Below are 24,281 nucleotides of genomic sequence, written 5' to 3'. Positions count from 1 at the left end.
AACTATAGATAAATTTATATGTACTTTAAACCTATCGGACTGCTATGCCCCGGATAAAAAAAATTTTAGGTAAAGACCAAATCAAATCGCCGTTTAACTCATTTCGATTTCGTCTGATCTGCCTCGGGGTGGTGGGCTGCTTAGTGTTGTTACTGTTACGAGTCGGCGACTTACAATTGGTCGACCATCCGATGCTGGAGCATGAAGCCGATCAGCGCTCCTTGCGTACGGTTACTCTACCGACCAATCGCGGGACCTTATTAGACCGCAACGGAGAAACCGTTGCCTTAAGCGTCCCTTCACGCGATATCATCGCTGACCCCCTAAAAATCCTAGAAGCTAACCCTAATTTTTATAGCCCTAAATGGGCCTATCTGGCCAATGCCTTAAATATGCGTCCCGAACAGTTAGCTAACCTGATTATGGCTAATGCGAAAAAACGGTTTCTCTATCTCGGTCGCAAGGTCGAATTGGGGATCGCTAAGGATATCTCTAGTTTACATTTACAAGGTCTTACCTCGGTCTATGATGACAGCCGTTATTATCCGATGGCTGAGGCTGCCGCACCGCTAATTGGTATTGTTGGCGCAGATAATAAAGGGCTAAACGGGTTAGAACATAGTTTTGATACGCTGCTACAAGGCGTACCAGGTAAAGAGAAATACCGTCAAGATCGTCACGGTAACATCATTGCCATGCTGAGCTATCAGCCCCCAACGCAGCCGCCTACTGTCCAACTGAGTATTGATAAGTTTATTCAATACACCATGTTTTCTAAACTACGTGATGGCGTATTGCTCAATAAGGCAGACTCTGGCGCGGCAGTCATGGTGCGTGTGGATACCGGGGAAGTGTTAGGGATGGCTTCTTATCCCTCTTACAACCCGAATAATTACGAAGGCGCCAATGCCGCACAAATGCGTAATGTGGCGATTAACGACAGTTTTGAGCCGGGTTCTACCGTAAAACCCTTAGTGGTGATGGAAGGGTTGCAGCGCCATCTGGTTCGCCCTGATTCTGTCTTAGATACAACACCGTATCGTGTTAATGGCCATTTGATTCGCGATGTCGGTCACTGGCCCCGTCTGACGATGACGGGGATATTGCAAAAATCGAGTGATATCGGGGTGTCTCATATCGCGCTCGCAATGCCGGCTGATGTGTTGGTGAATACTTACCGTTCGTTCGGTTTAGGGCGTCCAACCGGATTAGGGCTGACAGGGGAAAGTGTGGGTTACTTCCCGCTGCACCGTCAACGCTGGGCGGATATTGAACGTGCCACTTTCTCATTCGGCTATGGGCTACGGGTAACGCCGTTACAGATTGCTCGCGAATATGCCACACTCGGCTCTTTTGGTCTTTATCGTCCTCTCTCTATCACCAAAGTGACACCGCCGGTTGTCGGCACTCGTGTGGCGGATGAAGATGTCGTGCGCAGTGTGGTTCACATGATGGAAAGTGATGCCTTACCCGGTGGGTCAGGGGTCCGCGCAGCAGTGCCGGGTTATCGCTTGGCCATTAAGACAGGGACCGCAGAGAAGATGGGCAGTAATGGTAAATATGATGGCGGTTATATCAACTATACCGCAGGGGTTGCCCCAGCAAGCCATCCCGTGGTGGCATTGGTGATTATGATTAACCACCCAACGGCAGGTGACCACTTCGGCGGAAGCGTCGCCGCACCGGTATTCGGTAATATTATTGGTCCTGTGCTGAAGCATATGAATATCGCGCCAGATGCCATCTATACCCCGCAAGATCCGCAAGCGCATCACTAAGCGTTTCCCGCTTTTTTAGGACGGTCAGATGGCCGTCCTGTCTTCGTGCTACCGCCATGTTTACGCTGACAGAAATAATTTAACACCTTCCTTACTAATTTATACTGGCAACTCAGCGCCAGCTTGCTAATAATGAAAGCCACTTTGACCTCACTGTTAGCCTCTGCGCGACAGAAGGTTGTTTATGTCTCCTGATGACTAAGAAGAACCATGACCAATACTTCTCAGCGACTGACGCGTCGTGCTTGGCTCAAAAAACTGGCCGTTATTCTTATTATTATTGTGCTGGCAGTGATTGCTTGGCGTCTATTCTTTACGCACTCTTCGCCTTCAGCAGGCGGTGCGCCATCGGGCAGACATGCGATGAGCAAAGGAATGGGAAGAGAGAGGGCCACCATCGTTCATGCCGTCAGTGCCCAACAAGCGGATGTTCCCGTTTACGTTTCGGCACCTGGCACAGTCATTCCTAATGCCAGCGTCACGGTGACCAGCCGGATCACTGGGCAGCTGGATAAGGTCTTATTTACTGAAGGCCAAAAGGTGACGGCAGGGCAGTTATTGGCGCAGATCGATGACCGCGATTATCAAGCGACCTTAGCCCAATACCAAGGGGCATTAGCTGAAAACCAAGCACTGCTAAAAAATGCCGAGTTGACCTTAGCCCGCTACCGCAAGCTTTACGCGCAGGATTCCCTCTCTAAGCAAGATCTTGAAAGCCAAATCGCCACGGTCGGCCAATATCGTGGTACCGTGCAACAAGATCTTGCGCAGATTAATAACGCGAAGGTGAGTATCAGTTATGCACGGATCACCGCACCCGTCACCGGACGTGTTGGCTTGCGCCTAGTGGATGCCGGGAACTTGGTGCAGAGTGGCGATAGCACTGGCATTGTCACCATCACCCAAATGCAACCTGCAGCAGTCACCTTCAGTGTTCCGCAAAGTTATGTCGGTCAACTCGCCAGTAAATTGCATCAAGGCCAGGCGCTACCGGCGACTGCGCTCGATCAAGATGGCGCAACGGTGCTGGCCCAAGGCGATGTTCGCTTTATCAGCAACACTATTGATACCAGCACGGGGAGCATAGCGCTTAAAGCGACGTTCGCTAACCAAAATGAGGCGCTGTTTGCGAATCAGTTCGTCAACTTACGTCTACAAATTGATCGCTTAAAGCAGGCGACTGTCGTCTCAACGCAGGCGATTCAGCTTAGCAGTGATGGCAGCTTTGTATTCATTATCCAACCGGATCACACGGTAGTGCGCCAAGCTGTGAAAACAGGGCCGCTATTTGGTAATGATCAACAAGTGATTCTGTCGGGGGTAAAGCCTGGCGATAAAGTCGTCTCTGACGGTATTGATCGGCTGACAACCGGCAGCAAGGTGACGGTTGTCGATGCACAACAGATCCAGTCTGCAGAAAACAAGGCTGAGTAATGAATCCATCTCGTCTCTTTATCCAACGGCCGGTCGCCACCGTACTGTTAATGGTGGCCGTCTTATTATCGGGGATCTTCGCCTATCGCTTCTTATCGGTTTCGGCCTTACCCCAAGTCGATTATCCGACAATTCAGGTGACGACGCTCTACTCTGGCGCGAGTCCAGAAGTGATATCCACCTCAGTCACCGCGCCACTGGAAAGAGAATTAGGGGAGATGAGTGGCCTCAGTGCAATGGCCTCAAGTTCCTCTTCTGGTTCTTCATTGATCACATTACGATTCGGGCTCACCACCTCGCTGGATGTGGCAGAGCAAGAAGTGCAGGCAGCGATCAACTCGGCAAATAGCTTACTGCCTAACGATCTGCCCAATCCGCCGACCTATAAAAAAGTGAATCCCGCCGATACACCGGTGGTGACGATTGCGGCAACCTCAGACACTTTACCGCTAACCCGTGTGCAAGACCTGTTAAATACGCGTGTAGCATTGAAGTTATCGCAAATTTCTGGCGTCGGGCTGGTCAGTTTAGACGGCGGGAACAAACCGGCGATTCGTATCCAGTTGAACCCCACGGCTTTAGCCGCACATCAGCTCACGTTAGAAGCCGTGAATACCCTGGTAGGTAACAGTAACGTTAATGGTTCGAAGGGGGGCTTTGATGGGAAATACCACTCTGTCACCATCGATGCCAACGACCAACTGCGCACACCGCAAGAGTACGGTAATCTGATTATTACCTGGCAGAATGGGGCTGCACTCCGCTTGAAGGATATCGCCACTATTTCGCAAGGCGCCGAAAATACATTCCAATCGGCCTGGGCAGATAACCATCCGGCGATTATCATGAACGTGCAGCGACAACCCGGTGCTAACGTTATTCAAGTGGTCGATGATATTAAGGCGCAGCTACCGAAACTGCAGCAAACGTTACCCGATGGCGTAACACTACAGATTGTCGCGGATCGTACCCAGACCATCCGCGCCTCAATCAGTGATGTGCAGTTTGAGATGGTGCTATCGATTGCATTGGTCGTGATGGTGACCTTCCTCTTTTTGCGGAACATTGCGGCGACGCTTATCCCAAGTGTGGCGGTACCCCTCTCGCTGATTGGTACCTTCGGGGTGATGTATCTGCTGGGATTCAGTCTTAATAACCTCTCTTTGATGGCGTTAACCATTGCCACCGGATTCGTTATCGATGATGCCATTGTGGTGGTGGAGAATATTTCTCGTCGTCTCGAAGAGGGCGAGTCACCGATGCAAGCGGCCTTAAAAGGGTCGAAACAGATCGGTTTTACCATTATCTCGCTCACTTTTTCGTTAATCGCCGTGTTAATCCCGCTACTGTTTATGGGCGATGTTGTCGGACGTTTATTCCGCGAGTTTGCAATTACCCTTGCGGTATCGATATTGGTGTCGATGTTTGTCTCATTAACCTTGACGCCGATGCTTTGTGCTTACTTACTGAAGTATACTCCGCCCGAACAGCAGTCGCGATTTGCGCAGACAGGCGAGCGATGGTTTGAGAGAATCATTCAGGGTTACGACAAACTGCTGACCCGTGTCTTAGCTCATCAGAAGCTGACGCTGCTGGTGGCGGTAGGAACTTTCGTATTAACGGCGTTACTCTATGTCGTGGTGCCAAAAGGCTTCTTCCCTCAACAAGATACCGGCATGATCCAAGGGATAACTATTGCTTCGCAGGACGTTTCGTTTCAAGAGATGGCAAAACGGCAAAAGCAGTTAGCGGCGATCATGCTCAAGAACGAAAACGTTGAGGCATTGACCTCGACCATAGGTATTGACGGCACCAATACCAGCCTCAATAGTGGGCACTTACAAATTACGCTGAAATCGTTTGAGGACCGCAGCGAGCGGGCGGATACGGTGATTACCGAATTAAAACAGGCGGCCAAACAGGTGCCGGGTATTCAACTTTACTTACAGTCCTCACAAGATTTAACCGTAAACGACCAAGTTACGCCAAACCAATACCAATTTACGCTTACGGATTTAAGCAGCGAAAATTTGGTGAAGTGGACACCGCAACTAATCGCGGCGCTTGCCAAACGGCCAGAATTTAGCGATGTGGTGAGCAACCTGCAAGATCAAGGACGCATTGCCTATGTCGATCTGGACCGTGATAAAGCCTCGCGTCTTGGCATCACCGCCTCGGATGTTGACACCGCGCTTTATAATGCCTTTGGTCAGCGTTTAATCTCGACGATTTTTACCCAGTCCAATCAGTATCGGGTGGTACTTGAAGTGGCACCAAACTATCAGCAAACACCCGCCTCACTGGATGATATTTGGCTAAAAAGCTCGGTCACCTCAAGCAGTACGTCAAGCAGTTCCACGTCGAGCACTTCAAGCTCAAGCGCTCGTTCAAGTGCTACGTCGATCGACAGTGGTATGGTCAAACTTACCGCAGTGGCGACTGTTCACCAACGCTTGGGGTCCTTGATGAATATGCGTCTGAACCAATATCCAGCGGTGATGGTGTCCTTTAACTTGGCTGAGGGGTACTCGATTGAAGCGGCTCAGCAGGCAATAACTGAGGTGAGCCAACAGCTCTCGTTACCAGACAGTATCTCCTTACAGTACCAAGGTGAGGCATCCTCCTTCCAGAGCGCGACCAGTAATACACTCTGGCTGATTTTAGCGGCACTGCTCACCATGTATTTAGTGCTGGGGATCCTCTATGAAAGCTTTATCCATCCGGTCACTATTCTCTCGACGCTGCCGTCTGCAGCGATCGGTGCGTTGTTGGCGTTACTATTAAGCGGCAGCGAGTTTAGTTTGATTGCGCTGATTGGAGTCATTTTGCTAATCGGCATAGTGAAGAAAAATGCGATTATGATGATCGATTTCGCTTTGCAGGCTGAGCAGGAACATCATCTGTCACCGCGTGAAGCGATCCATCAAGCTTGCTTACTGCGTTTTCGCCCGATCCTTATGACCACTATGGCCGCGTTGTTAGGGGCGCTACCCTTAATGTTAGCCAGTGGTTCGGGAGCCGAACTGCGCCAACCTTTGGGATTAGTGATAGTCGGTGGGTTGATAGTCAGCCAAGTCTTAACGCTGTTCTCGACGCCCGTCATCTATCTCTGGTTCGATCACTGGTCTGAACGTGGACGCCGTTTCATTGCAAGGAAACAGCAACGTCGTCGGGATGAACGATGAATATTACACGCTTATTTATTTTCCGCCCGGTCGCCACCTTATTGTTGACCACGGCGTTAGTCCTGCTGGGCTGCTTAGGCTATCGACTGTTACCGGTTGCGCCGTTGCCGCAAGTCGATTTTCCAACCATCATGGTCTCGGCAAGCTTACCGGGTGCTAGCCCTGAAACGATGGCGGCGACGGTCGCCACTCCCTTGGAACGAGCGTTAGGGCAAATTGCTGGGGTGTCAGAAATGACTTCCAGTAGCTCACAAAGCTCCACCCGAGTTGTGTTGCAGTTTGATCTTGACCGCGATATTAATGGCGCCGCACGCGATGTGCAGGCGGCGATTAATGCGTCGCGAAGTTTACTCCCCAGTAGCATGCCCTCATTGCCAACCTATCGGAAAGCCAACCCTTCCGATGCCCCGATTGTGTTACTGGCGCTTACCTCGAAAACCCGTACCGCCGGCCAGTTGTACGATATTGCTGAGAGTAAAATTGAGCAAGTGTTGGCACAGGTCAGTGGGGTCGGTGACGTTTCACTGATGGGCAGCGCCTTACCGGCAGTACGGATCGATTTACAACCGAATAAGCTTACCCAGTACGGTGTCTCGCTGGACGAAGTACGTAAAGCAGTTGCGAACAGTACCTCGAATTTACCTAAGGGAATCATTCAGGGACCCCATCTTTCTTGGGCGATTGACGGCAACAGTCAGTTAGATAAAGCCCCGCTCTATCAAGATCTCATCATCCGTTATCAAGATGGCAAGGCGTTACGATTAAAGGATGTGGCGACCATCTATGATGGCGTTCAAGATAAGTATGTCTCCGGTGCACTCAATGGTAACCCCGCGGTAATGCTGGGGGTAACCCGTCAAGCAGGGGCTAATATGTTGGTCACTATTGATGAGATCAAAGCGAAGCTACCGCAGCTGAGAGAACAGTTACCGGCAGATACCTCGTTACAGCTAGTGTTGGACCGCTCGCCGAATGTGCGATCTTCCTTATACGAGACGGAAGAGACACTACTGGTTGCCGTGATGTTGGTGGTCGCGGTGGTCTTTATCTTCTTACGGGATTGGCGGTCGGTATTGATCCCCGCGTTAGCCTTGCCGGTATCGCTGATCGGTACCTGTATTTTCATGTATCTGCTTGGTTATAGTCTCGATAACCTGTCGTTGATGGCCCTGATTATTGCCACCGGCTTTGTGGTCGACGATGCGATTGTGGTGTTAGAAAATATCATTCGGCATATTGAAGAGGGGTTAAGCCCGGTTCGTGCGGCGATCCGCGGGGCGAAAGAGGTTAGCTTTACGGTGCTCTCAATGACCGCATCGTTAATCGCCGTCTTTATTCCTATTCTGCTGATGGGCAGTATCGTTGGGCGGCTATTTAGAGAATTTGCGGTGACGCTATCGATTTCGTTAGTGATTTCGATGTTTGTCTCGCTAAGTCTTACGCCGATGCTCTGTGCTCGCTTGCTAAAGCGTCGTCCTCCCGTCACTCAACGCCCGCATCCCGTCTTTCAGTGGATTGAACGTCAACTGACAGCCTTACTGAACTGCTATAGCCGTGGACTAAAGTGGGTACTCGCTCATCAAAAGTTAACGATGCTAGGACTGCTCGCGACGGTACTCCTGAATTTCTATCTGTTTACAGTGGTGCAAAAAGGCTTTTTCCCTGATCAAGATACCGGGATGATGATGGGCATGGTACGGGCAGATCAGAGTGTCTCGTTCGAAGCGATGACACCGAAAGTTAACCAGTTCACACAATTAATCTTAAACGATCCTGATGTGGATTCGGTAATGTCGTCGCGCGGGGGCGGAATGTTTGGATCGCGCAGCTCAGCGATCTTTTTTGTGAAATTAAAGTCACTCGATCAGCGTAAAGCCTCGGCCACCGCAATTGCTAACCGCCTCAGTATCAAAGGCAGTCAAATCGCCGGCGCAGAGATGTTCTTGATGGCGGCGCAAGATTTACGGGTAGGAGGACGGAGTGCTAACGCCGCGTATCAATACAGTCTACAAGCGGATGATCTCGCGCTATTACGGGAATGGACGCCTAAAGTTCAAAAGGCGTTCAGCGCGCTGCCACAATTAACCAGTGTTGATTCTGATTCGCAAACCGGAGGCCAGGAGGTGATGATCACCATTGACCGTGACGCGGCCATGCGGCTTGGAGTGGACGTCAACATGCTGGATACAATGCTGAATAACGCTTTTAGTCAGCGGCAGATTGCGACCATCTATAAAACATTAAACCAGTATAAAGTGGTGATGATGTTGCAAAGTAGTGATACCCAACAGGCTGATGAGCTATCGAAGATCTATGTGCTCAACGATAAGGGTGATCGTATTCCCCTTTCCGCTATTGCGCAGTTCAGTGGGGCGAATGCTCCCCTGTCTGTGTCGCACCAAGGTCAATCCGCAACCAGTACGATTGCGTTTAACTTAGCGGATGGCGTTTCATTGGAACAGGCACAGGCGTTAATCAAGCAGACTATGGCGAAAATTGGCGTTCCCGATACCATTGCCGCAAGTTTCCAAGGCACCGCACAAGCCTTCAGCCAGTTAACGGCGACCTTGCCCTGGTTAATTTTGGCCGCGCTGGCTGCGGTCTATATCGTATTGGGCATGCTTTATGAGAGCTATATCCATCCGCTAACGATCTTGTCGACGCTACCTTCCGCCGGTGTTGGTGCGTTGTTGTTATTGATATTAACCAAAACGCAGCTAACGGTAATCGCCTTAATTGGCATTATCTTATTGATTGGTATTGTGAAAAAGAACGCCATTATGTTGATTGATTTTGCCCTGGAAGCGGAGCGCCGCGGCATGACGTCACAACAAGCGATAACCGAAGCCTGCTTAAAGCGTTTTCGCCCGATTATGATGACTACCCTAGCGGCTTTTTTTGGTGCGCTCCCTATGGCACTCGGCAGTGGAGGCGATGCTGATTTACGCAGTCCACTGGGGATTGCGATCGCAGGCGGGCTTGCGCTCAGTCAGTTGTTAACGCTCTTTACGACACCGGTAGTCTATTTATGGTTAGACAGATTGAGTCAAGCGACTCGGCAGCGCTGGCACCGTTATCGTCATTCAGGAAATCAGTCATGAAAATACCTTGTAAAATCTCGACCCTAAGTTTGATGCTGCTGTTGACGGGGTGTATGGTTGGCCCTGATTATCATCGCCCCACGCAATCGCTGCCTTTAGCGTTTAAAGAAGCGAAAGGCTGGCAGCAAGCACAACCGCAAGATGCCGAGCAAAAGGGGGCGTGGTGGCAGGTGTATCAGGATCCACAGCTCAATCAGTTACTCTCGCAAGTGGCGATCGCTAACCAGAATGTCGCGATGTATGCCGCTCAGTATCGTCAAGCGCTGGCGTTGACCGATCAAGCGACGGCCAATCTCTATCCAACGGTCACGGGTGATGTAAAATCGACGCGCAGTGGCAGCGCGAGCTCAGGACAACGTACCACCAGTAATAGTCATTCTGCACAACTTAGCGCGAGCTGGGAGTTGGACTTATGGGGGAAATTGCGCCGTCAAGCCGCCGAGGACCGCGCGAGTGCCCAATCCAGTCAAGCCGATCTGGCCAATGCCACGCTCAGTGCTCAATCTACGTTAGCGCAAGACTATTTCCAATTACGCATTTTGGACCAGCGTATCGCGCTTTATCAGAAAAGTATTGATGCCTACCAAGGCTACTTACGGATCATCAATAATAAATATCAAGCGGGCAGCGAAAACCGCGCAACGGTTGCTCAGGCGCAGATGCAATTACAGGGTGCACGGTCAACCTTGCTAGGGATGACTTGGCAACGGGCGCAATATGAACACGCTATTGCCGTGCTATTGGGCAAAACGCCGGCAGAATTTTCGCTAGCCCCTGCATCGCTAGCCGCCACCTTACCGAAAATACCGGTAATGGTGCCTTCAGGGTTATTACAGCGCCGTCCTGATATTGCGGTAGCTGAACGCTCGATGGCCGCCGCGAATGAAGCGATTGGCGTGGCCATCACGGGCTATTTCCCCGATTTAACCTTGAGTGCGTCGGGAGGAACCCGTGCCAGCGCATTACATAACCTCTTCTCGCTGCCTTACCGGGTATGGTCCCTCGGGCCTGAACTGAGTGGGACTATTTTAGATTTCGGTGCGACCAAAGCATCAGTTGCCCAAGCGCGTGCTGCCTATGATGCGCAAGTGGCGAATTATCGGCAAACAGTGTTAACCGCGATGCAGGAGGTCGAAGATAATCTGGTCGAATTGAATACGCTAGGCGATGAGATTTCGGCTCAGCAAGCCTCTGCACAGGCGGCGATAACCTCGGCGCAAGTGACGCGTAACCAATATGAGGCCGGGATGATCGATTACCTCGATGTGGCGACGACAGAGAATAGCAGCCTTAGCGAGCAGCAGTCTTTACTGCAACTCCGGAGTCAGCAGTGGGTCAGTAGCGTCGCGTTAATTGCCGCCTTAGGCGGCGGTTGGCATGTCCCCGAACAGTGATGCTCTCAGTAAGCGATTAAATGAGTTAACCAATATTTAACGACAAAATTTGTCAGCAGGGCGTTAAACGTGTTTAATCGAAGGTATCAAACTCTGATACCTTCGATCTTACTAGGGAAAATATGTTGCTCAAATTTCTGCGGTGGGTGTGCCAAATAGTGTGGCGAGTTGAAGTGCAAGGAGAGACTTCCAGCTTTGCCTCGTCAAAAGTGATTATTACCCCCAATCACGTCTCCTTTCTTGATGGTATTCTCCTCGCACTCTTTTTACCGGTCAAACCGGTCTTTGCCATTACCGCAGCCTATGCCGATCACTGGGCGCTGCGGCGAGTAAAACAATGGGCCGATGTCGTCCCCTTGGATCCGGCAAGGCCAATGACGATGAAGCGCTTGATTAAAGCGGTGAATAGTGGCCGACCCGTGGTGATTTTCCCCGAAGGACGTATTTCAGTGACCGGCGCGTTGATGAAGGTCTATAGCGGTGCCGGATTCATCGCCGCAAAAACCGATGCGACGGTTATCCCTATTCGAATTGAGGGGGCGGAATATACCCCTTTTAGCCGTTTACCGGCTAAACGCCACTTGTTTCCTAAAATTCGTCTCTTTATCTTGCCCGCAACAAATATTCCCATGCCGCAAGCCGCGAAAGCCCGTCAGAGACGAGTTTTAGCCGGAGAGCATTTAGCGCATATTATGCAAGAAGCACGGATGGCTGTCCGCCCACGAGAAACTTTGTATGAAGCCTTTATCCATGCTGCTCAGCGTTATGGATGGTCACATGGCTGTGTGGATGATATTAATTTTTCAGTCAATAGCTACCGCCAACTGCTCAAGAAAGTGTTGGGTGTCGCCTGCATTCTTGAAAAAGAGACTCAGCCGGGACAAAGTATAGGCTTGCTGTTACCCAATAGCGTGGTGAGCGTAGCGACGCTATTAGCGGCGACGGCACGTGGACGTGTTCCCGCCATGTTGAACTATTCGGCAGGTAATAGCGGTCTTCATGCGGCAATAACGGCCGCCGAAATCACCACTATTTTTACCTCGCGCCAGTTTCTCGATAAAGGAAAATTACATTATTTGGTCGAGAATGCGCCCCATGTCCGTTGGCGCTACCTTGAAGACTTAAAAGAGACCATTACCCGTGAAGATAAGTGGTGGGTGGCTAAGCATCTCTTCTTCCCTAAAGCCGCACAAGTTGTGCAGCAGCCAGAAGATGCCGCAGTGATCCTGTTCACTTCAGGTTCAGAGGGCGTGCCCAAAGGCGTGGTTCATAGTCATAAAAGTTTATTAGCCAATGTTGAACAGATTCGGACCGTCGCCGACTTTTTACCGCGAGACTGCTTCCTTTCCGCCATGCCGTTGTTTCATGCTTTTGGCCTGACAGTGGGGTTGCTGTTACCACTGTCTACCGGAGCTAAAGCCTTCCTCTATCCCAGCCCACTGCATTATCGAGTGATCCCCGAACTGGTTTATGACCAAAACTGTACTGTACTGTTCGGTACCTCGACATTCTTAAATTATTATGGACGCTTTGCAGACGGCTATGACCTTGCACGTCTACGCTACGTTGTCGCGGGTGCGGAGAAATTACAAGAGAATGTGCGTCAGCTTTATGCCGAGAAATTTGGTATTCGTATTTTAGAAGGGTATGGGGCAACAGAATGCGCCCCAGTCCTATCGATAAATCTGCCCATGGCGGCTAAGATTAATACCGTTGGTCGTTTACTGCCAGCCATGGACTTTCGTCTGATCTCAGTGCCAGGCATTGAGCAAGGCGGACGTTTACAAGTACGTGGCCCGAATATTATGAAAGGGTATTTACGCGTCGATAACCCGGGTCAAATCGAGTCACCGGCCGCGGATAATGGCGAAGGGCAACTCGATGCGGGTTGGTATGATACCGGCGATATCGTCAGTTTTGATGATGAGGGCTTTTGCCGTATTCAAGGGCGAGTGAAACGTTTTGCTAAACTGGCCGGTGAGATGGTCTCACTTGAAACAGTCGAATCGTTGGTGATGGCGGTCTCTTTGGATAAACAGCACGCGGTGTCGATAAAAGATGACCCGCAAAAAGGGGAGGCGTTAGTGCTTTTCACCACCGACGCACAGCTGCAACGTGACTCGCTACTTAATGAAGCCAAGGCAAAGGGATACAGCGAATTACTGGTGCCGCGTGATATCCGCGTGGTAGACACACTACCGGTATTAGGCAGTGGTAAACCCGACTATGTCTCTCTTAAAGCGATGGCAGCAGAGCCAGCGCGTTCACATTCTCACAATGGGTAACAATGAAATTATCTGCAGAATCACCCCTTAACGTACCGGGGATCCGCCCGGTTTTATTGGCGCAATTTTTCTCCGCCTTCGCGGATAATGCGCTGCTCTTTGCGACCTTGGCCCTGCTCAAGAATGCCGAGTATCCTGATTGGAGTCAGCCCATCCTGCAAATGGTGTTTGTGATGGCCTATATCCTGTTGGCTCCTTTCGTTGGACATTTTGCGGATCGTTTTTCAAAAGGGCGGGTGATGATGATCGCTAACAGTATTAAGCTGCTTGGCGTGATTGCAATCGGCCTGAATATAAGTCCTTTCCTTGGTTACAGTTTAGTCGGGATTGGTGCGGCGGCCTATTCACCGGCGAAATATGGCATATTGGGTGAATTACTGCCGGCCAAACAGTTAGTCAAAGGGAATGGCTTAATGGAAGCCTCCACCATTGCCGCCATTTTGCTTGGATCAGTCAGTGGGGGGATACTTGCAGATTGGCATGTTTCTACCGCATTACTGGTCTGCGCCATTATCTATGCGTTAGCAGTGATGGCCAATGTGATGATCCCTAAATTAGAGGCGGCGAGGCCTGAGGGCAATTATCATCCGAAACGTTTAGTGCAACAATTTTTCCAAGCCTGTCAGACATTGTGGCAAGACAAAACCTGCCGTTTTTCGCTGATCGGCACCAGTCTGTTTTGGGGCGCAGGGGTGACCTTACGCTTCTTACTCGTGGTCTGGGTACCGGTTGCACTAGGCATTCAAGACAACACTACACCGACCACGTTAAATGCGATGGTGGCGATCGGCATTGTTGTCGGCGCCTTTTTGGCGGCTAAATGGGTGTCGTTGCAGCATGCAGGCAAAGCCTTACCTGCGGGGATTGCGGTGGGGGTATTAGTGGCGGTGTTTGCGTTAGAAACCCACCTCCTTCCTGCCTATGGCTTGCTAGTAATGGTAGGCATCTTCGGCGGTTTTTTTGTTGTTCCGCTGAATGCCTTGCTTCAAGAGCGTGGGCAGCAAACGGTGGGCACGGGCAGTGCGATTGCCGTGCAAAATTTGGGTGAAAATGGCGTAATGCTGGCGATGCTAGTGCTTTACAGTGTGGCAATATGGCTAGGGGTTTCTGCCGTGGTCACAGGTGTAGCCTTCGGCATTCTTTTTGCGTTGGCTATCACCTGTTTATGGTTTTGGCAGCTAAAACGTAGTGCCTAAAATAGAATTATCAGGGAGCAGGATTAGGAAAGCGGCGATGGATCGCCTCAATACCGGCTAACACCTCTTCACTCAACGTCACCTCGACACTATCAATATTTTGCTCAAGTTGCTCTAATGTGGTGGCCCCCAACAGTGTGCTGGCAACAAAAGGCTGTTGACGAACATAGGCTAGCGCCATTTGTGAGGGATCCAACTGATGGGCTTGGGCGAGTGCCACATACTCAGCAATCGCTTGTTCAGTATATTCACCATTGTAACGGGTAAAGCGACTAAATAGCGTATTACGGGCCTTTTCTGGGCGCTTCCCGTCTAAGTACTTACCACTCAGCGTGCCGAATGCCAGCGAGGAGTAGGCCAGTAGTTCTATCCCTTCAAATTGACTGATTTCTGATAACCCAATTTCGAAGCTGCGATTAACCAAACTATAGGGGTTTTGAATCGATACGATGCGGGGTAGGTCATGTTTTTCCGCCAGGTGTAGATAGCGCATGACGCCCCATGGCGTCTCATTCGATACACCGATATAACGGATTTTCCCGGCGCGTACATGGTCAGAGAGTGCTTCAAGCGTATCCAGTAAGGTTACCGGGACATTTTCTTCACTGTACTGATAACCCAACTTACCGAAACAGTTGGTCGGGCGTTGAGGCCAATGCAACTGATAGAGATCGAGATAGTCGGTATTAAGGCGTTTAAGGCTCGCTTCCAGTGCTTGACGGATATTTTTTCTATCTAACGCCTGTTGTGGACGAATCGACGCATCGTTACCGCGAACGGGGCCCGCGACTTTACTGGCCAGTATGATCTTGTCACGCTGACCGCTTTTCTTTAACCAACTTCCAATATAACGCTCTGTTAATCCCTGGGTTTCAGGGCGTGGTGGCACAGGATACATTTCGGCAGTATCAATCAGATTGATGCCACGTTCGCGCGCGTAGTCAAGTTGTTGATGGGCATCCGCTTCGCTGTTCTGCTCACCGAAGGTCATGGTACCCAAGCCTAGTTGACTGATCTCAAGACTACTATGGGGAATACGGTGATAATGCATGCTTCAATCCTTATTATTTTTTAATAATACTGGAGATATCGTCGCTATTTATTTGCGTAGTATGGCCCTGTTGATCGGTATATTCGACTAGCCCAGTCTCCTTGTCGATAATTGGTTTCCCTTCGGTCAATAGCATTTTTCCATCTTTAGTCGCCATCACGTAATCACTCGAACACCCACTAAGCAAAAGGCTACCGGTTACGCCGACTAATAGTAAAACAGCTTTGATCATCTCTTTTCGTCCTCTTTTCGTTAGCGCAACAGTTAAACGATGATAACGGTTAGCATAAACCAGAATCGTCTGTATTCCTCTGAGTCGCAGGAGCATGACATCAACGACGGTAATAAAAGATTACTAATAAGAGGATAGTAATCACTTAAAAAATTGAAATATAAGCAAAAAAAATTATTGGGCACTGATAGGTAGTACACGAGATAAAAACGTAAAGCGATATGTCTTACTGTCGGACAGTCGTGTCGGTTAGAAAGAGATTTATTACGCTGACTCTTCAGTAAGCTAAAGCCTATTGCCCCATTTGGCAAGCCAGCGTCAAAGACGGGCCTTTAACCAAAATGGTGAGCCAGTAACGGTGCAGTGAAGCGTTTTTTCAAATAGAAGCCGCGTGGCAGCGTTAAAATTCTATTACCGGAAGGCCCTATGGCTTCGGTTAACGCTCGGTTATTGGCGGCTTTTGGGCGAATTTGCAAATATTCACCTTGGCGGGCAGTGATCGCTTCGACACGTCCCAGTGCAATCATCTCCATTAATTCTTCCCAATCTGCCTGTAATTGATGCTCTTCTTCTTCGGAGGGCTGCCACAGGAGTGGTGCCCCAATTCGGCGCTCTGCAAGGGGAATTTGACGCTCGCCTTCGATCGGGACCCACAACACTTTGGCGAGTTTTTGACGAACATGGCTTTGTTGCCACGTTACGCCAATATTACCGGTTAAGGGCGCAACACAGACAAAAGTGGTTTCAAGTGGCTCGCCCTTGGCATTGATGGGGATAGTCTTTAATTCAATACCGAGGTGGGCAAAATCTTGCTCGGCTTTACTGCCAGCTTGAGCCCCCAAGGCTAACTCAATTAAATTCCCTACCCACCCTTTGTTACGTTGCAGGTTTGCCGGTACTTTTATTTGCCGTTCAGCTGCCACGTCGGCAAAGGTTTTTCCGGCAATCAGTTGTGCGCGGCGCATCAGTTCGGCTTCCGATTCTGGGGGCGCAAGGTAAGCAATAGACATCGTTTACTCTTTGTATAAAAAATGACCAGGTTTCGATTGGGCTGAACGTTCGAATTTCCTCAACAGACAGATTGCGAATAATAGCATGAAAAACCATGGTTTTTTAGGCTAACCCGCCAGATAATTCAGCGGCTTTTTCGGGGTTATCCCAGTTTTAAGGTATTCATAAACAGGTTTGTCACCCTACTTATCCACAGAAAAACTGGATAACTCCTTTAATTTGAGAGTACTGTTTCTATTTACAGCCTTGACACGGCACTTTGTTCAGTTTCTTTTCGACTTATGCGTAACATTCAGGCATGTTCTGTGGATAATTTGCAAAATGACTATTTTTTAACCAATGCGATAAGTGTTAAAGAGTCAATGCGAGAAAAACCTGATAAAATGTTGTTTATAAAGCTGATAACTTCATGTAATTTAAGGTCTTTATAAAATTAATTTAAAGAGCGAAAAGAGGGGTTTAAAAATGATTATTCAACCGAATCCCATCTTTTTCACAAAGCTATCCACAGAAAAGGTGAATAAAATAGGTTAACTTCGTGGTAATTTGTTTATAACTTTAGTTTTACCCCTAAGTTATCCCATTGAGCCTTCTCATCTTGGCGTAAGGCAATGGTTTACCGCCCGAGTGGAGTGTGAAACAATCAGGTTATCTAAAAAGAATATCGAGGTAGTCCAGTGATCGATGATGATGGCTACCGCCCTAACGTGGGTATCGTAATTTGTAATCGTCAAGGGCAGGTGCTTTGGGCTCGACGATTCGGTCAGCACTCTTGGCAATTCCCGCAAGGCGGAATTAATCCGGGAGAGACGGCAGAGCAGGCGATGTACCGTGAGTTATTTGAAGAAGTGGGTTTGCATCGTAAAGATGTTCGTATCCTGGCTTCGACACGTAATTGGTTGCGCTACAAATTACCCAAACGTTTAGTGCGATGGGATACACGACCAGTCTGTATTGGCCAAAAGCAGAAGTGGTTTCTGCTGCAACTTCAGTGTCAAGATGGTGCCGTCAATGTCCAACGGAGCAGTACCCCGGAATTTGATGGTTGGCGTTGGGTCAGTTTTTGGTATCCGGTCCGTCAAGTGGTCTCTTTTAAACGGGATGTCTATCGACGGGTAATGAAGGAATTTGCAACATCGTTAATGGCCCAACCGGAAGGGGGGGGGCAGCGTTCGAATTACTCAGGGCGGCGTAAAAGGGGATGATCGATGGCACTGAAGCTCACACAGTTACGAGATATTGTTGAAAAAGTCGCGAGTGCGCCGCGGCTGAAGGATGCACTTGAGATTCTCGTGAATGAGATTTGTCATACGATGGAAACAGAAGTCTGTTCTATCTATTTGGCCGATCATGAGCGTGGCTGCTATTACTTGATGGCAACGCGAGGACTCAAAAAACCTCGCGGAAAAAATATCACCCTCGCGCTTGATGAAGGGATCGTAGGTTTAGTGGGGCGCCTCGCTGAGCCGATTAACTTAGCCGACGCCCCTTCACATCCTAGTTTTAAATATATTCCCTCCGTCAACGAGGAGCACTATCGTGCTTTTCTAGGTGCGCCGATTGTTTCTCGTCGAACGGTATTAGGTGTGCTGGTGGTGCAGCAGCGTGAGACGCGCCAGTATGATGAGAGCGAAGAGTCTTTTCTGGTTACCTTGGCCACGCAGGTCGCTACGCTTCTTTCACCCTCACAATTACGGCAGCTGTTTGGCTTGTATCGTCAAAGTCGTCTGCAGGGGATTGCGGCCTCACCCGGGGTAGCCATTGCGCCAGGGTGGGTCGATCAGGTGCAACCGCTACTGGAACAGGTGACTCGTGCTTCAGCACTAGATACTGAGCAGGAGCGAGACCGTCTGCTGCTAGCGATGTCTGAAGCGGGAGAAGAATTTCGACGTTATAGCAAACGCTTTTCAGGCAGCGCGCAAAAAGAGAGTGCGGAGATTTTTAATCTTTACTCACACTTACTCAGCGAACCACGTTTGAAAAAAAGCCTACTCGCCGAAATCGACCAAGGCATTGTGGCAGAGTGGGCAGTGAAAGTTGTTATCGAAAAATTCGCCGCGCAGTTTTCGGAGCTCAAAGATAATTATTTACGCGACCGAGGCAACGATTTACGCGAATTAGGCCAACGTTTACTCTTCCACCTCGACGACTCCTTACAGGGCAGCAACAGCTGGCCAGAACGTTTTGTCTTAATCGCCGATGAATTAACGGCCACTTCCCTAGCGGAGATCCCACAGGACCGTCTGGCCGGAATAGTGGTGCGTGATGGCGCGGCAAACTCGCATGCGGCAATCTTGACGCGGGCCATGGGCATTCCAACCGTTATGGGCGTTGATATCCGTCCAGAACAACTCGATAAACGACAGCTGATTGTTGATGGCTATCGTGGCGAAGTACTGATTGAGCCTGAGCCGATACTAATCAAAGAGTATCAGCGACTGCTCAAAGAAGAGAATGCGCTAAGTAAGACCGCGGAAACGGCGGCTGAATTACCTGGTGAATTAAAGAGCGGCGAGCATATCGCCATTATGCTTAATGCCGGTTTAAGTGCTGACCTGGAACTCGATCAAGATAACTGGGTTGAGGGGATTGGCCTCTATCGCACCGAAGTTCCTTTTATGCTGCAAAGTGGCTTTCCTTCGGAAGACGAGCAAGTTGCACAATATCAGGGGATGTTGCAGTTATTTCATCAAAAGCCAGTCACCTTAAGAACCCTTGATATCGGTGCGGATAAGCAACTTCCTTATATGCCAATCAGTGAAGAAAATCCGGCCTTAGGCTGGCGTGGAATTCGCCTGACCTTAGATCAACCTGAAATCTTTTTGGTACAGATCCGTGCGATGTTACGAGCTAATGCGGCGTCGGGTAATTTACGGATCCTGCTGCCCATGATCACTAGCATTGAAGAGATCGACGATGCGCGTCACCTGATTGATCGCGCCATTTATGAGGTCGAGGAATTACTCGGTTATGAGATCCCCACGCCGCAAGTAGGAATTATGCTTGAAGTGCCTTCGATGATCTTTTTGATCCCACAATTGGCACGAAAGGTCGATTTTATTTCGGTGGGGACGAACGATTTGACGCAATACCTGTTAGCGGTGGATCGCAATAATACGCGAGTCGCTAATCTGTATAGCGCTCTGCACCCGGCAGTATTACAAGCGCTCTATCGAATTATGACCTTAGCCACTCGTGTCAATTTACCCGTGAGTTTATGTGGTGAAATGGCGGGAGATCCAACTTGTATACCGTTGCTGGTGGGCATGGGCTATCGTCATCTCAGTATGAATGGCAAAAATATTCCACGGGTCAAATACCTGCTACGGCATCTTGAATGTAACGAGACCGAACAATTAGCGGCACAGGTTTTACAGTCAAGTACCACCAGCGAGGTTCGCTACCAAATCTCTGTATTTATGGAAAGACGTGGACTTGGCGGATTAATCCGAGGGGGTCGTTAATACTCAGCTACATTTACTGGCCCGCAATATTGCGGGCTTATGCTATGATTTCGCCCAACGTATTTGTTCACCCCCTTAATAATGAGGCGCGTGTGACTGTTTTAATAACCAATGGTGCAAGATGACTGCGAGCTATCTTAAATTTCCACAATTTGATCCGGTAATTTTCTCTATCGGTCCAATCTCCCTCCACTGGTACGGCTTGATGTATTTAGTTGGCTTTATTTTTGCGATGTGGCTGGCGACGCGTCGTGCCAATAAGCCCGGCAGTGGTTGGACTAAAAACGAAGTTGAAAACTTACTCTATGCCGGCTTTTTGGGGGTCTTTTTAGGCGGACGTATCGGTTATGTTTTATTCTATAATCTACCGCTTTTCCTCGAAAACCCTCTCTATCTGTTCAAGGTATGGGATGGTGGAATGTCGTTTCACGGCGGCTTGATAGGTGTGATTGTGGTGATGTTAGTCTTTGCCCGCAAAACCCAACGCAATTTTTTCCAAGTCTCTGATTTTATAGCCCCCTTAATACCCTTTGGCTTAGGGGCAGGTCGCTTAGGTAACTTTATCAATGGAGAGCTGTGGGGACGTGTTGACCCGAACAGTTCTTGGGCGATGCTATTTCCAGGCTCGCGTGATGAAGATTTAGCCTTAATTCCTACTCATCCTCAATGGCAATCGCTGCTAGATACCTTTGGGGTGTTGCCTCGTCATCCATCGCAGCTCTATGAATTAGCACTAGAAGGGGTGATTCTATTTATTATCCTGAATATGTTTATTCGCAAACCGCGACCAATGGGCAGTGTTTCGGGTCTATTTCTGATAGGCTATGGCGCTTTCCGTATTATTGTCGAGTTTTTCCGTCAGCCTGATGCGCAGTTAGGTCTATTTGGCGGGGTAATCAGCATGGGGCAGATTTTGTCTATCCCGATGATTGTCGCTGGATTGATAATGATGATTTGGGCGTATCAACGCCAGTCGAAGACTGTAACGAGTGAAGTAAAATGAATCAATATTTGCAACTGATGCAGAAAGTCCTCTCTGAAGGCGCGGTGAAAGATGATCGTACCGGTACCGGAACCTTATCAATTTTCGGTCACCAAATGCGCTTCGATCTGCAACAGGGGTTCCCCTTAGTCACCACTAAAAAGTGCCATCTGCGTTCAATCATTCATGAACTACTGTGGTTTTTAAAGGGAGACACCAATATTGCTTACCTGAAAGAGAATAAGGTAACCATTTGGGATGAGTGGGCAGATGAGCAGGGTAATTTAGGGCCAGTTTATGGTCAACAATGGCGCAGCTGGCCTGCGGCTGATGGTCGCCATATCGACCAAATCAGTGAAGTTATCCGTCAAATTAAACAGGATCCCGATTCACGCCGCATTATAGTGTCTGCGTGGAATGTGGGTGAGTTAGATAAAATGGCGTTGGCGCCTTGCCATGCTTTTTTCCAATTCTACGTGGTGAATGGGAAATTAAGCTGCCAGCTTTATCAACGCTCCTGTGATATTTTTTTAGGCCTTCCCTTCAATATTGCGAGCTACGCGTTACTCGTTCATATGATCGCCCAGCAGTGTGATCTCGAAGTCGGAGATTTTGTCTGGACAGGAGGCGATACTCACCTCTATTCCAATCACTTAGAACAAGCACAGTTACAATTAACACGTGAGCCACGTGCGCTGCCTAAGTTGGTGATTAAACGCAAACCCGAGACAATTTTCGATTACTGTTTCGATGATTTCGAGATTGAAGGCTACGATCCGCATCCAGCCATCAAAGCCCCGGTAGCGATATAAGCACAACCCGTTACCGTGACCAGTAATGACGCAATAAGTTAGTCATGCTAAACAGTAAAAATCCGTAGCCTTTTTCAGGTTACGGATTTTTTATGTCTAGGGATAGGTGACCATAAAAACATACTTAGCGTACAGTTTCGTTCCATTGGGCTTCACACCCCATCACTGCCCGTTCAATTTCAGAAAAGTAAAAGCGACCAAAGAAATAATTAAAATTAAAACAATTGGTACGCCGATAGCTAATTTTAAATAGCGAATGAATGCTTTTTTTAATGCTTTTTCAATAACATTCTGAATGATTTTTTCCAATTCTTCAGGTGATATATTCAATTTTTAATTTCCTTTATAAAAATTTGGTCTTGGCTTTTCCCAGTCGTGAACAGGTTTCAAGTCTGGTACCCTTAACGAACGTTGGGCCACCACATCGTCGGTTTGTACCATCGCTAGGCGCTGTAGGGCGCGAGATGCGGATCAGGATTAGTGCGCGGAGTTAATTAATTGAAAAACCGAGTATTTTTGTTCGTGTTTTCCAGCCTTTCTTTTCCATACACTTATTTATTTCTTTTTCTCTAGAGAATTTATTTACATCGATAATTTCACTTTCAGTTTTTGTATTATTTATTACACAAACTGTGTTTTTTTTCTCTTTGCATGAATTTGGACCTACACTGTAATCTTTGGTAGAAGAGTACGATATTTCATTTTTTACTGGGAATTTTCCTTCCGCATATTCATAACATTGATCTTCTGCTTCAGAAGCAGGAATTGTTGGCGTTCCCTTACTTACCCAATAACTTGAGCAAGCAGTCAACGTAAATATCATCGATATTAGTGAAATTATTTTTTTGTTCATATTACACCTAAAATTAAATATTTTGTTGGCGATTTATTTATTGCCAATTAAACAGCGAACGGGGGGAGAATGAACATCAGACCGGAGTGTTACCATGCTATTGTTATTTCGCCGACGGTGTCTTGGGAATGGGGCTTATTACTTTCTCTCCCAGAATTACATTGACGCCTTTTTTGAGTACTTTCTTGTAGTTGCTTACCGTTCCTTTACAGCCTGAGCTCGCTACAGCTGTTGGCGTCAATTTTACAGGAGCCTGGGTTAGGCTGCAGAGCCTGTATGCGCTGCTACATATGATACTGGCTTGATAATCCAGAATAAATGGCTGATTAGTTTCAGCATGCCCAAATTCCGGGTAATAATAAACCGGATAGTTAACGCGCTCGGCAAACTGTTTTATCACATACCGGTAAAGTGATTGTTCTCCCTCGCTGGCATTCAGGCCGTAAAACTGACCAAAAATAACACCGCGTGGGTGGAATTTTCGGCTGTACGCTATTTGATGCAGGGTCCGATCAAGCTGTTTAGCCGTCACTCCCGTATCTTCCAGCATCATAATTTTGTCTGAATAGCTGCCCTCATAGACAGTGGAAAATAGAGACTGAACCAGGGTCAGGTTCCCGCCATCCAGTTTACCACTCACTGTTTTTACCGCCTTACGGTTCATCGGCTCAATGCCGGTGTAATTAATTCCGTGAGACAGGGCCTCAAAGACTTCATTCAGACTGTTGTTCATGCTGAGTTTTTTACTGTTATTAATCTCATGCATTTCTTTGTTATAAGACGCCAACACGCCATGCACGCTCGGCCAGTTCAGCTCATGACCAACAAAGCTGTGAATGGCTGTTACGTCACTGAAGCCGACGAGGATTTTCGGCGTTGAGGCCGAAATACGCTGCCGGCTTGCGCACAGAGCAGGGTAAAGGTTGAGTGCTCCCGAGCCACCCCTGACAAACCAAAGATAGTGCACATTGCGGTCACTGAGAGCATTAATGAGGGTTTTTGCCCGCTTTTCATCCGTGTTCACGTAACCCAGCCGGGTAGGCTTTTGGTCAAGATATCGCTTGTCCACTGCGTAGCACTGGTGGGAAAACGCCGTCTCAATCTCCGGGATGACGTTCTCGTCATATTGCGACGAGCTTGCAATCAGGAATACTGTCCCTTTTTGACCGGAACAGACTTTTCGTTCAGGCGCCTCAGACAGGAGAGTAGTTTTCTTTACCATGGCCGGTGAGGTGGTAGTGCATCCGGATAGGGAAAGCACAAGAACGAGGAGCGCTTTTTTTTTAAATAGCCTGCTTTTTGTCTGAATCATACTTATCTTCCTTAACAATATATTCGCCGCTGTTTTTGTTACGCTGGTACTTGCTGCGTGGCGGACGGTCATTACTTTTTTAGGCTTGAAAAATGCTCTCGAACGGGCCGCTGGCTTTTTTATTTACACCGCTGTTAAGCGGCAGTGGTGGCGGGTTTACTGAACGTTTACCAGCTTCCGGCACAGCCTCG

17 protein-coding genes are annotated in these 24,281 nt (G+C 48.7%); 11 read left to right on the top strand and 6 right to left on the bottom strand.

Annotated elements, in window-relative coordinates:
• The first annotated feature begins 44 nt into the window (after positions 1-44).
• The 7 genes from HH682_RS03235 to lplT all read left to right on the top strand — a co-directional run bounded on the left by HH682_RS03235 (position 45) and on the right by lplT (position 14,373).
• Positions 45-1,778, top strand: coding sequence for a penicillin-binding transpeptidase domain-containing protein (locus HH682_RS03235; protein ID WP_214236193.1), 1,734 nt, complete (start codon positions 45-47; stop codon positions 1,776-1,778).
• 210 nt (positions 1,779-1,988) lie between these two features.
• Positions 1,989-3,212 (top strand): efflux RND transporter periplasmic adaptor subunit, encoded by a 1,224-nt coding sequence (locus HH682_RS03230; protein ID WP_214236192.1) that lies wholly within the window; start codon positions 1,989-1,991, stop codon positions 3,210-3,212.
• Positions 3,212-6,397 carry an efflux RND transporter permease subunit gene (locus tag HH682_RS03225; protein WP_214236191.1) on the top strand — a complete coding sequence of 1,062 codons (3,186 nt, stop codon included), beginning with the start codon at positions 3,212-3,214 and terminating at the stop codon, positions 6,395-6,397. The genes HH682_RS03230 and HH682_RS03225 overlap by 1 nt, the downstream gene beginning before the upstream one ends.
• On the top strand, positions 6,394-9,498 hold the full coding sequence (locus HH682_RS03220; RefSeq protein ID WP_214236190.1) for an efflux RND transporter permease subunit: 3,105 nt from the start codon (positions 6,394-6,396) through the stop codon (positions 9,496-9,498). Before HH682_RS03225 ends, HH682_RS03220 begins: the two co-directional genes overlap by 4 nt.
• A complete protein-coding gene (locus HH682_RS03215) occupies positions 9,495-10,892 on the top strand; it encodes an efflux transporter outer membrane subunit (RefSeq protein ID WP_214236189.1) in 1,398 nt (465 codons plus the stop codon). The genes HH682_RS03220 and HH682_RS03215 overlap by 4 nt, the downstream gene beginning before the upstream one ends.
• 122 nt (positions 10,893-11,014) lie before the next feature.
• Complete coding sequence (gene aas / locus HH682_RS03210) at positions 11,015-13,177, top strand: bifunctional acyl-ACP--phospholipid O-acyltransferase/long-chain-fatty-acid--ACP ligase (RefSeq protein WP_214236188.1); 2,163 nt, start codon at positions 11,015-11,017, stop codon at positions 13,175-13,177.
• 2 nt (positions 13,178-13,179) lie between these two features.
• Positions 13,180-14,373 (top strand): lysophospholipid transporter LplT, encoded by a 1,194-nt coding sequence (lplT, locus tag HH682_RS03205; protein WP_214236187.1) that lies wholly within the window; start codon positions 13,180-13,182, stop codon positions 14,371-14,373.
• Between the two features lie 10 nt (positions 14,374-14,383).
• Here lplT and HH682_RS03200 read toward each other — a convergent pair whose 3' ends face one another.
• The 3 genes from HH682_RS03200 to mutH form a co-directional block, all read right to left on the bottom strand.
• Entirely contained in the window at positions 14,384-15,424 is a 1,041-nt protein-coding gene (locus HH682_RS03200; RefSeq protein ID WP_214236185.1) for an NADP(H)-dependent aldo-keto reductase, read from the bottom strand.
• A 13-nt stretch (positions 15,425-15,437) separates the two neighbouring features.
• A complete protein-coding gene (locus tag HH682_RS03195; RefSeq protein WP_214236183.1) occupies positions 15,438-15,656 on the bottom strand; it encodes a YgdI/YgdR family lipoprotein in 219 nt (72 codons plus the stop codon).
• A 332-nt stretch (positions 15,657-15,988) separates the two neighbouring features.
• Positions 15,989-16,666, bottom strand: coding sequence for a DNA mismatch repair endonuclease MutH (mutH, locus tag HH682_RS03190; protein WP_214236181.1), 678 nt, complete (start codon positions 16,664-16,666; stop codon positions 15,989-15,991).
• A gap of 678 nt (positions 16,667-17,344) precedes the next feature.
• Between mutH and rppH the strand changes: the two genes are divergently transcribed.
• From rppH to thyA, 4 genes are all read left to right on the top strand, one after another.
• Entirely contained in the window at positions 17,345-17,872 is a 528-nt protein-coding gene (gene rppH / locus HH682_RS03185) for an RNA pyrophosphohydrolase (RefSeq protein ID WP_214236179.1), read from the top strand.
• Between the two features lie 3 nt (positions 17,873-17,875).
• Positions 17,876-20,131 (top strand): phosphoenolpyruvate--protein phosphotransferase, encoded by a 2,256-nt coding sequence (gene ptsP, locus HH682_RS03180; RefSeq protein ID WP_214236177.1) that lies wholly within the window; start codon positions 17,876-17,878, stop codon positions 20,129-20,131.
• Between the two features lie 121 nt (positions 20,132-20,252).
• Positions 20,253-21,134, top strand: a complete 882-nt coding sequence (lgt, locus tag HH682_RS03175) for a prolipoprotein diacylglyceryl transferase (RefSeq protein ID WP_214236175.1) — start codon at positions 20,253-20,255, stop codon at positions 21,132-21,134.
• Positions 21,131-21,925, top strand: coding sequence for a thymidylate synthase (gene thyA, locus HH682_RS03170; RefSeq protein WP_214236173.1), 795 nt, complete (start codon positions 21,131-21,133; stop codon positions 21,923-21,925). The genes lgt and thyA overlap by 4 nt, the downstream gene beginning before the upstream one ends.
• A 162-nt stretch (positions 21,926-22,087) precedes the next feature.
• Here the strand turns inward: thyA and HH682_RS03165 are convergent, their stop codons facing one another.
• The 3 genes from HH682_RS03165 to HH682_RS03155 form a co-directional block, all read right to left on the bottom strand.
• Positions 22,088-22,255 carry a hypothetical protein gene (locus HH682_RS03165; protein WP_214236171.1) on the bottom strand — a complete coding sequence of 56 codons (168 nt, stop codon included), beginning with the start codon at positions 22,253-22,255 and terminating at the stop codon, positions 22,088-22,090.
• Positions 22,256-22,415: 160 nt separating this feature from the next.
• The gene (locus HH682_RS03160) at positions 22,416-22,778 is read right to left on the bottom strand and encodes a hypothetical protein (protein ID WP_214236169.1); all 363 of its coding nucleotides are present in this window, start codon (positions 22,776-22,778) and stop codon (positions 22,416-22,418) included.
• Between the two features lie 103 nt (positions 22,779-22,881).
• Positions 22,882-24,090 (bottom strand): LD-carboxypeptidase, encoded by a 1,209-nt coding sequence (locus HH682_RS03155; protein ID WP_214236167.1) that lies wholly within the window; start codon positions 24,088-24,090, stop codon positions 22,882-22,884.
• Positions 24,091-24,281: the final 191 nt, after the last annotated feature.

Origin of the sequence: Rosenbergiella gaditana (genome assembly GCF_018494065.1) — a bacterium.
GTDB lineage: Bacteria > Pseudomonadota > Gammaproteobacteria > Enterobacterales > Enterobacteriaceae > Rosenbergiella > Rosenbergiella gaditana.
This window is presented reverse-complemented; position numbering and strand designations above follow the sequence as displayed.

What these genes read in the sequence shown, in the direction of transcription:
- HH682_RS03235 (WP_214236193.1), top strand. Translation starts at nt 45, where the DNA reads ATGCCCCGGATAAAAAAAATTTTAGGTAAAGACCAAATCAAATCGCCG.
- HH682_RS03230 (WP_214236192.1), top strand. Translation starts at nt 1,989, where the DNA reads ATGACCAATACTTCTCAGCGACTGACGCGTCGTGCTTGGCTCAAAAAA.
- HH682_RS03225 (WP_214236191.1), top strand. Translation starts at nt 3,212, where the DNA reads ATGAATCCATCTCGTCTCTTTATCCAACGGCCGGTCGCCACCGTACTG.
- HH682_RS03220 (WP_214236190.1), top strand. Translation starts at nt 6,394, where the DNA reads ATGAATATTACACGCTTATTTATTTTCCGCCCGGTCGCCACCTTATTG.
- HH682_RS03215 (WP_214236189.1), top strand. Translation starts at nt 9,495, where the DNA reads ATGAAAATACCTTGTAAAATCTCGACCCTAAGTTTGATGCTGCTGTTG.
- aas (WP_214236188.1), top strand. Translation starts at nt 11,015, where the DNA reads ATGTTGCTCAAATTTCTGCGGTGGGTGTGCCAAATAGTGTGGCGAGTT.
- lplT (WP_214236187.1), top strand. Translation starts at nt 13,180, where the DNA reads ATGAAATTATCTGCAGAATCACCCCTTAACGTACCGGGGATCCGCCCG.
- HH682_RS03200 (WP_214236185.1), bottom strand. Translation starts at nt 15,424, where the DNA reads ATGCATTATCACCGTATTCCCCATAGTAGTCTTGAGATCAGTCAACTA.
- HH682_RS03195 (WP_214236183.1), bottom strand. Translation starts at nt 15,656, where the DNA reads ATGATCAAAGCTGTTTTACTATTAGTCGGCGTAACCGGTAGCCTTTTG.
- mutH (WP_214236181.1), bottom strand. Translation starts at nt 16,666, where the DNA reads ATGTCTATTGCTTACCTTGCGCCCCCAGAATCGGAAGCCGAACTGATG.
- ptsP (WP_214236177.1), top strand. Translation starts at nt 17,876, where the DNA reads ATGGCACTGAAGCTCACACAGTTACGAGATATTGTTGAAAAAGTCGCG.
- lgt (WP_214236175.1), top strand. Translation starts at nt 20,253, where the DNA reads ATGACTGCGAGCTATCTTAAATTTCCACAATTTGATCCGGTAATTTTC.
- thyA (WP_214236173.1), top strand. Translation starts at nt 21,131, where the DNA reads ATGAATCAATATTTGCAACTGATGCAGAAAGTCCTCTCTGAAGGCGCG.
- HH682_RS03160 (WP_214236169.1), bottom strand. Translation starts at nt 22,778, where the DNA reads ATGAACAAAAAAATAATTTCACTAATATCGATGATATTTACGTTGACT.
- HH682_RS03155 (WP_214236167.1), bottom strand. Translation starts at nt 24,090, where the DNA reads ATGATTCAGACAAAAAGCAGGCTATTTAAAAAAAAAGCGCTCCTCGTT.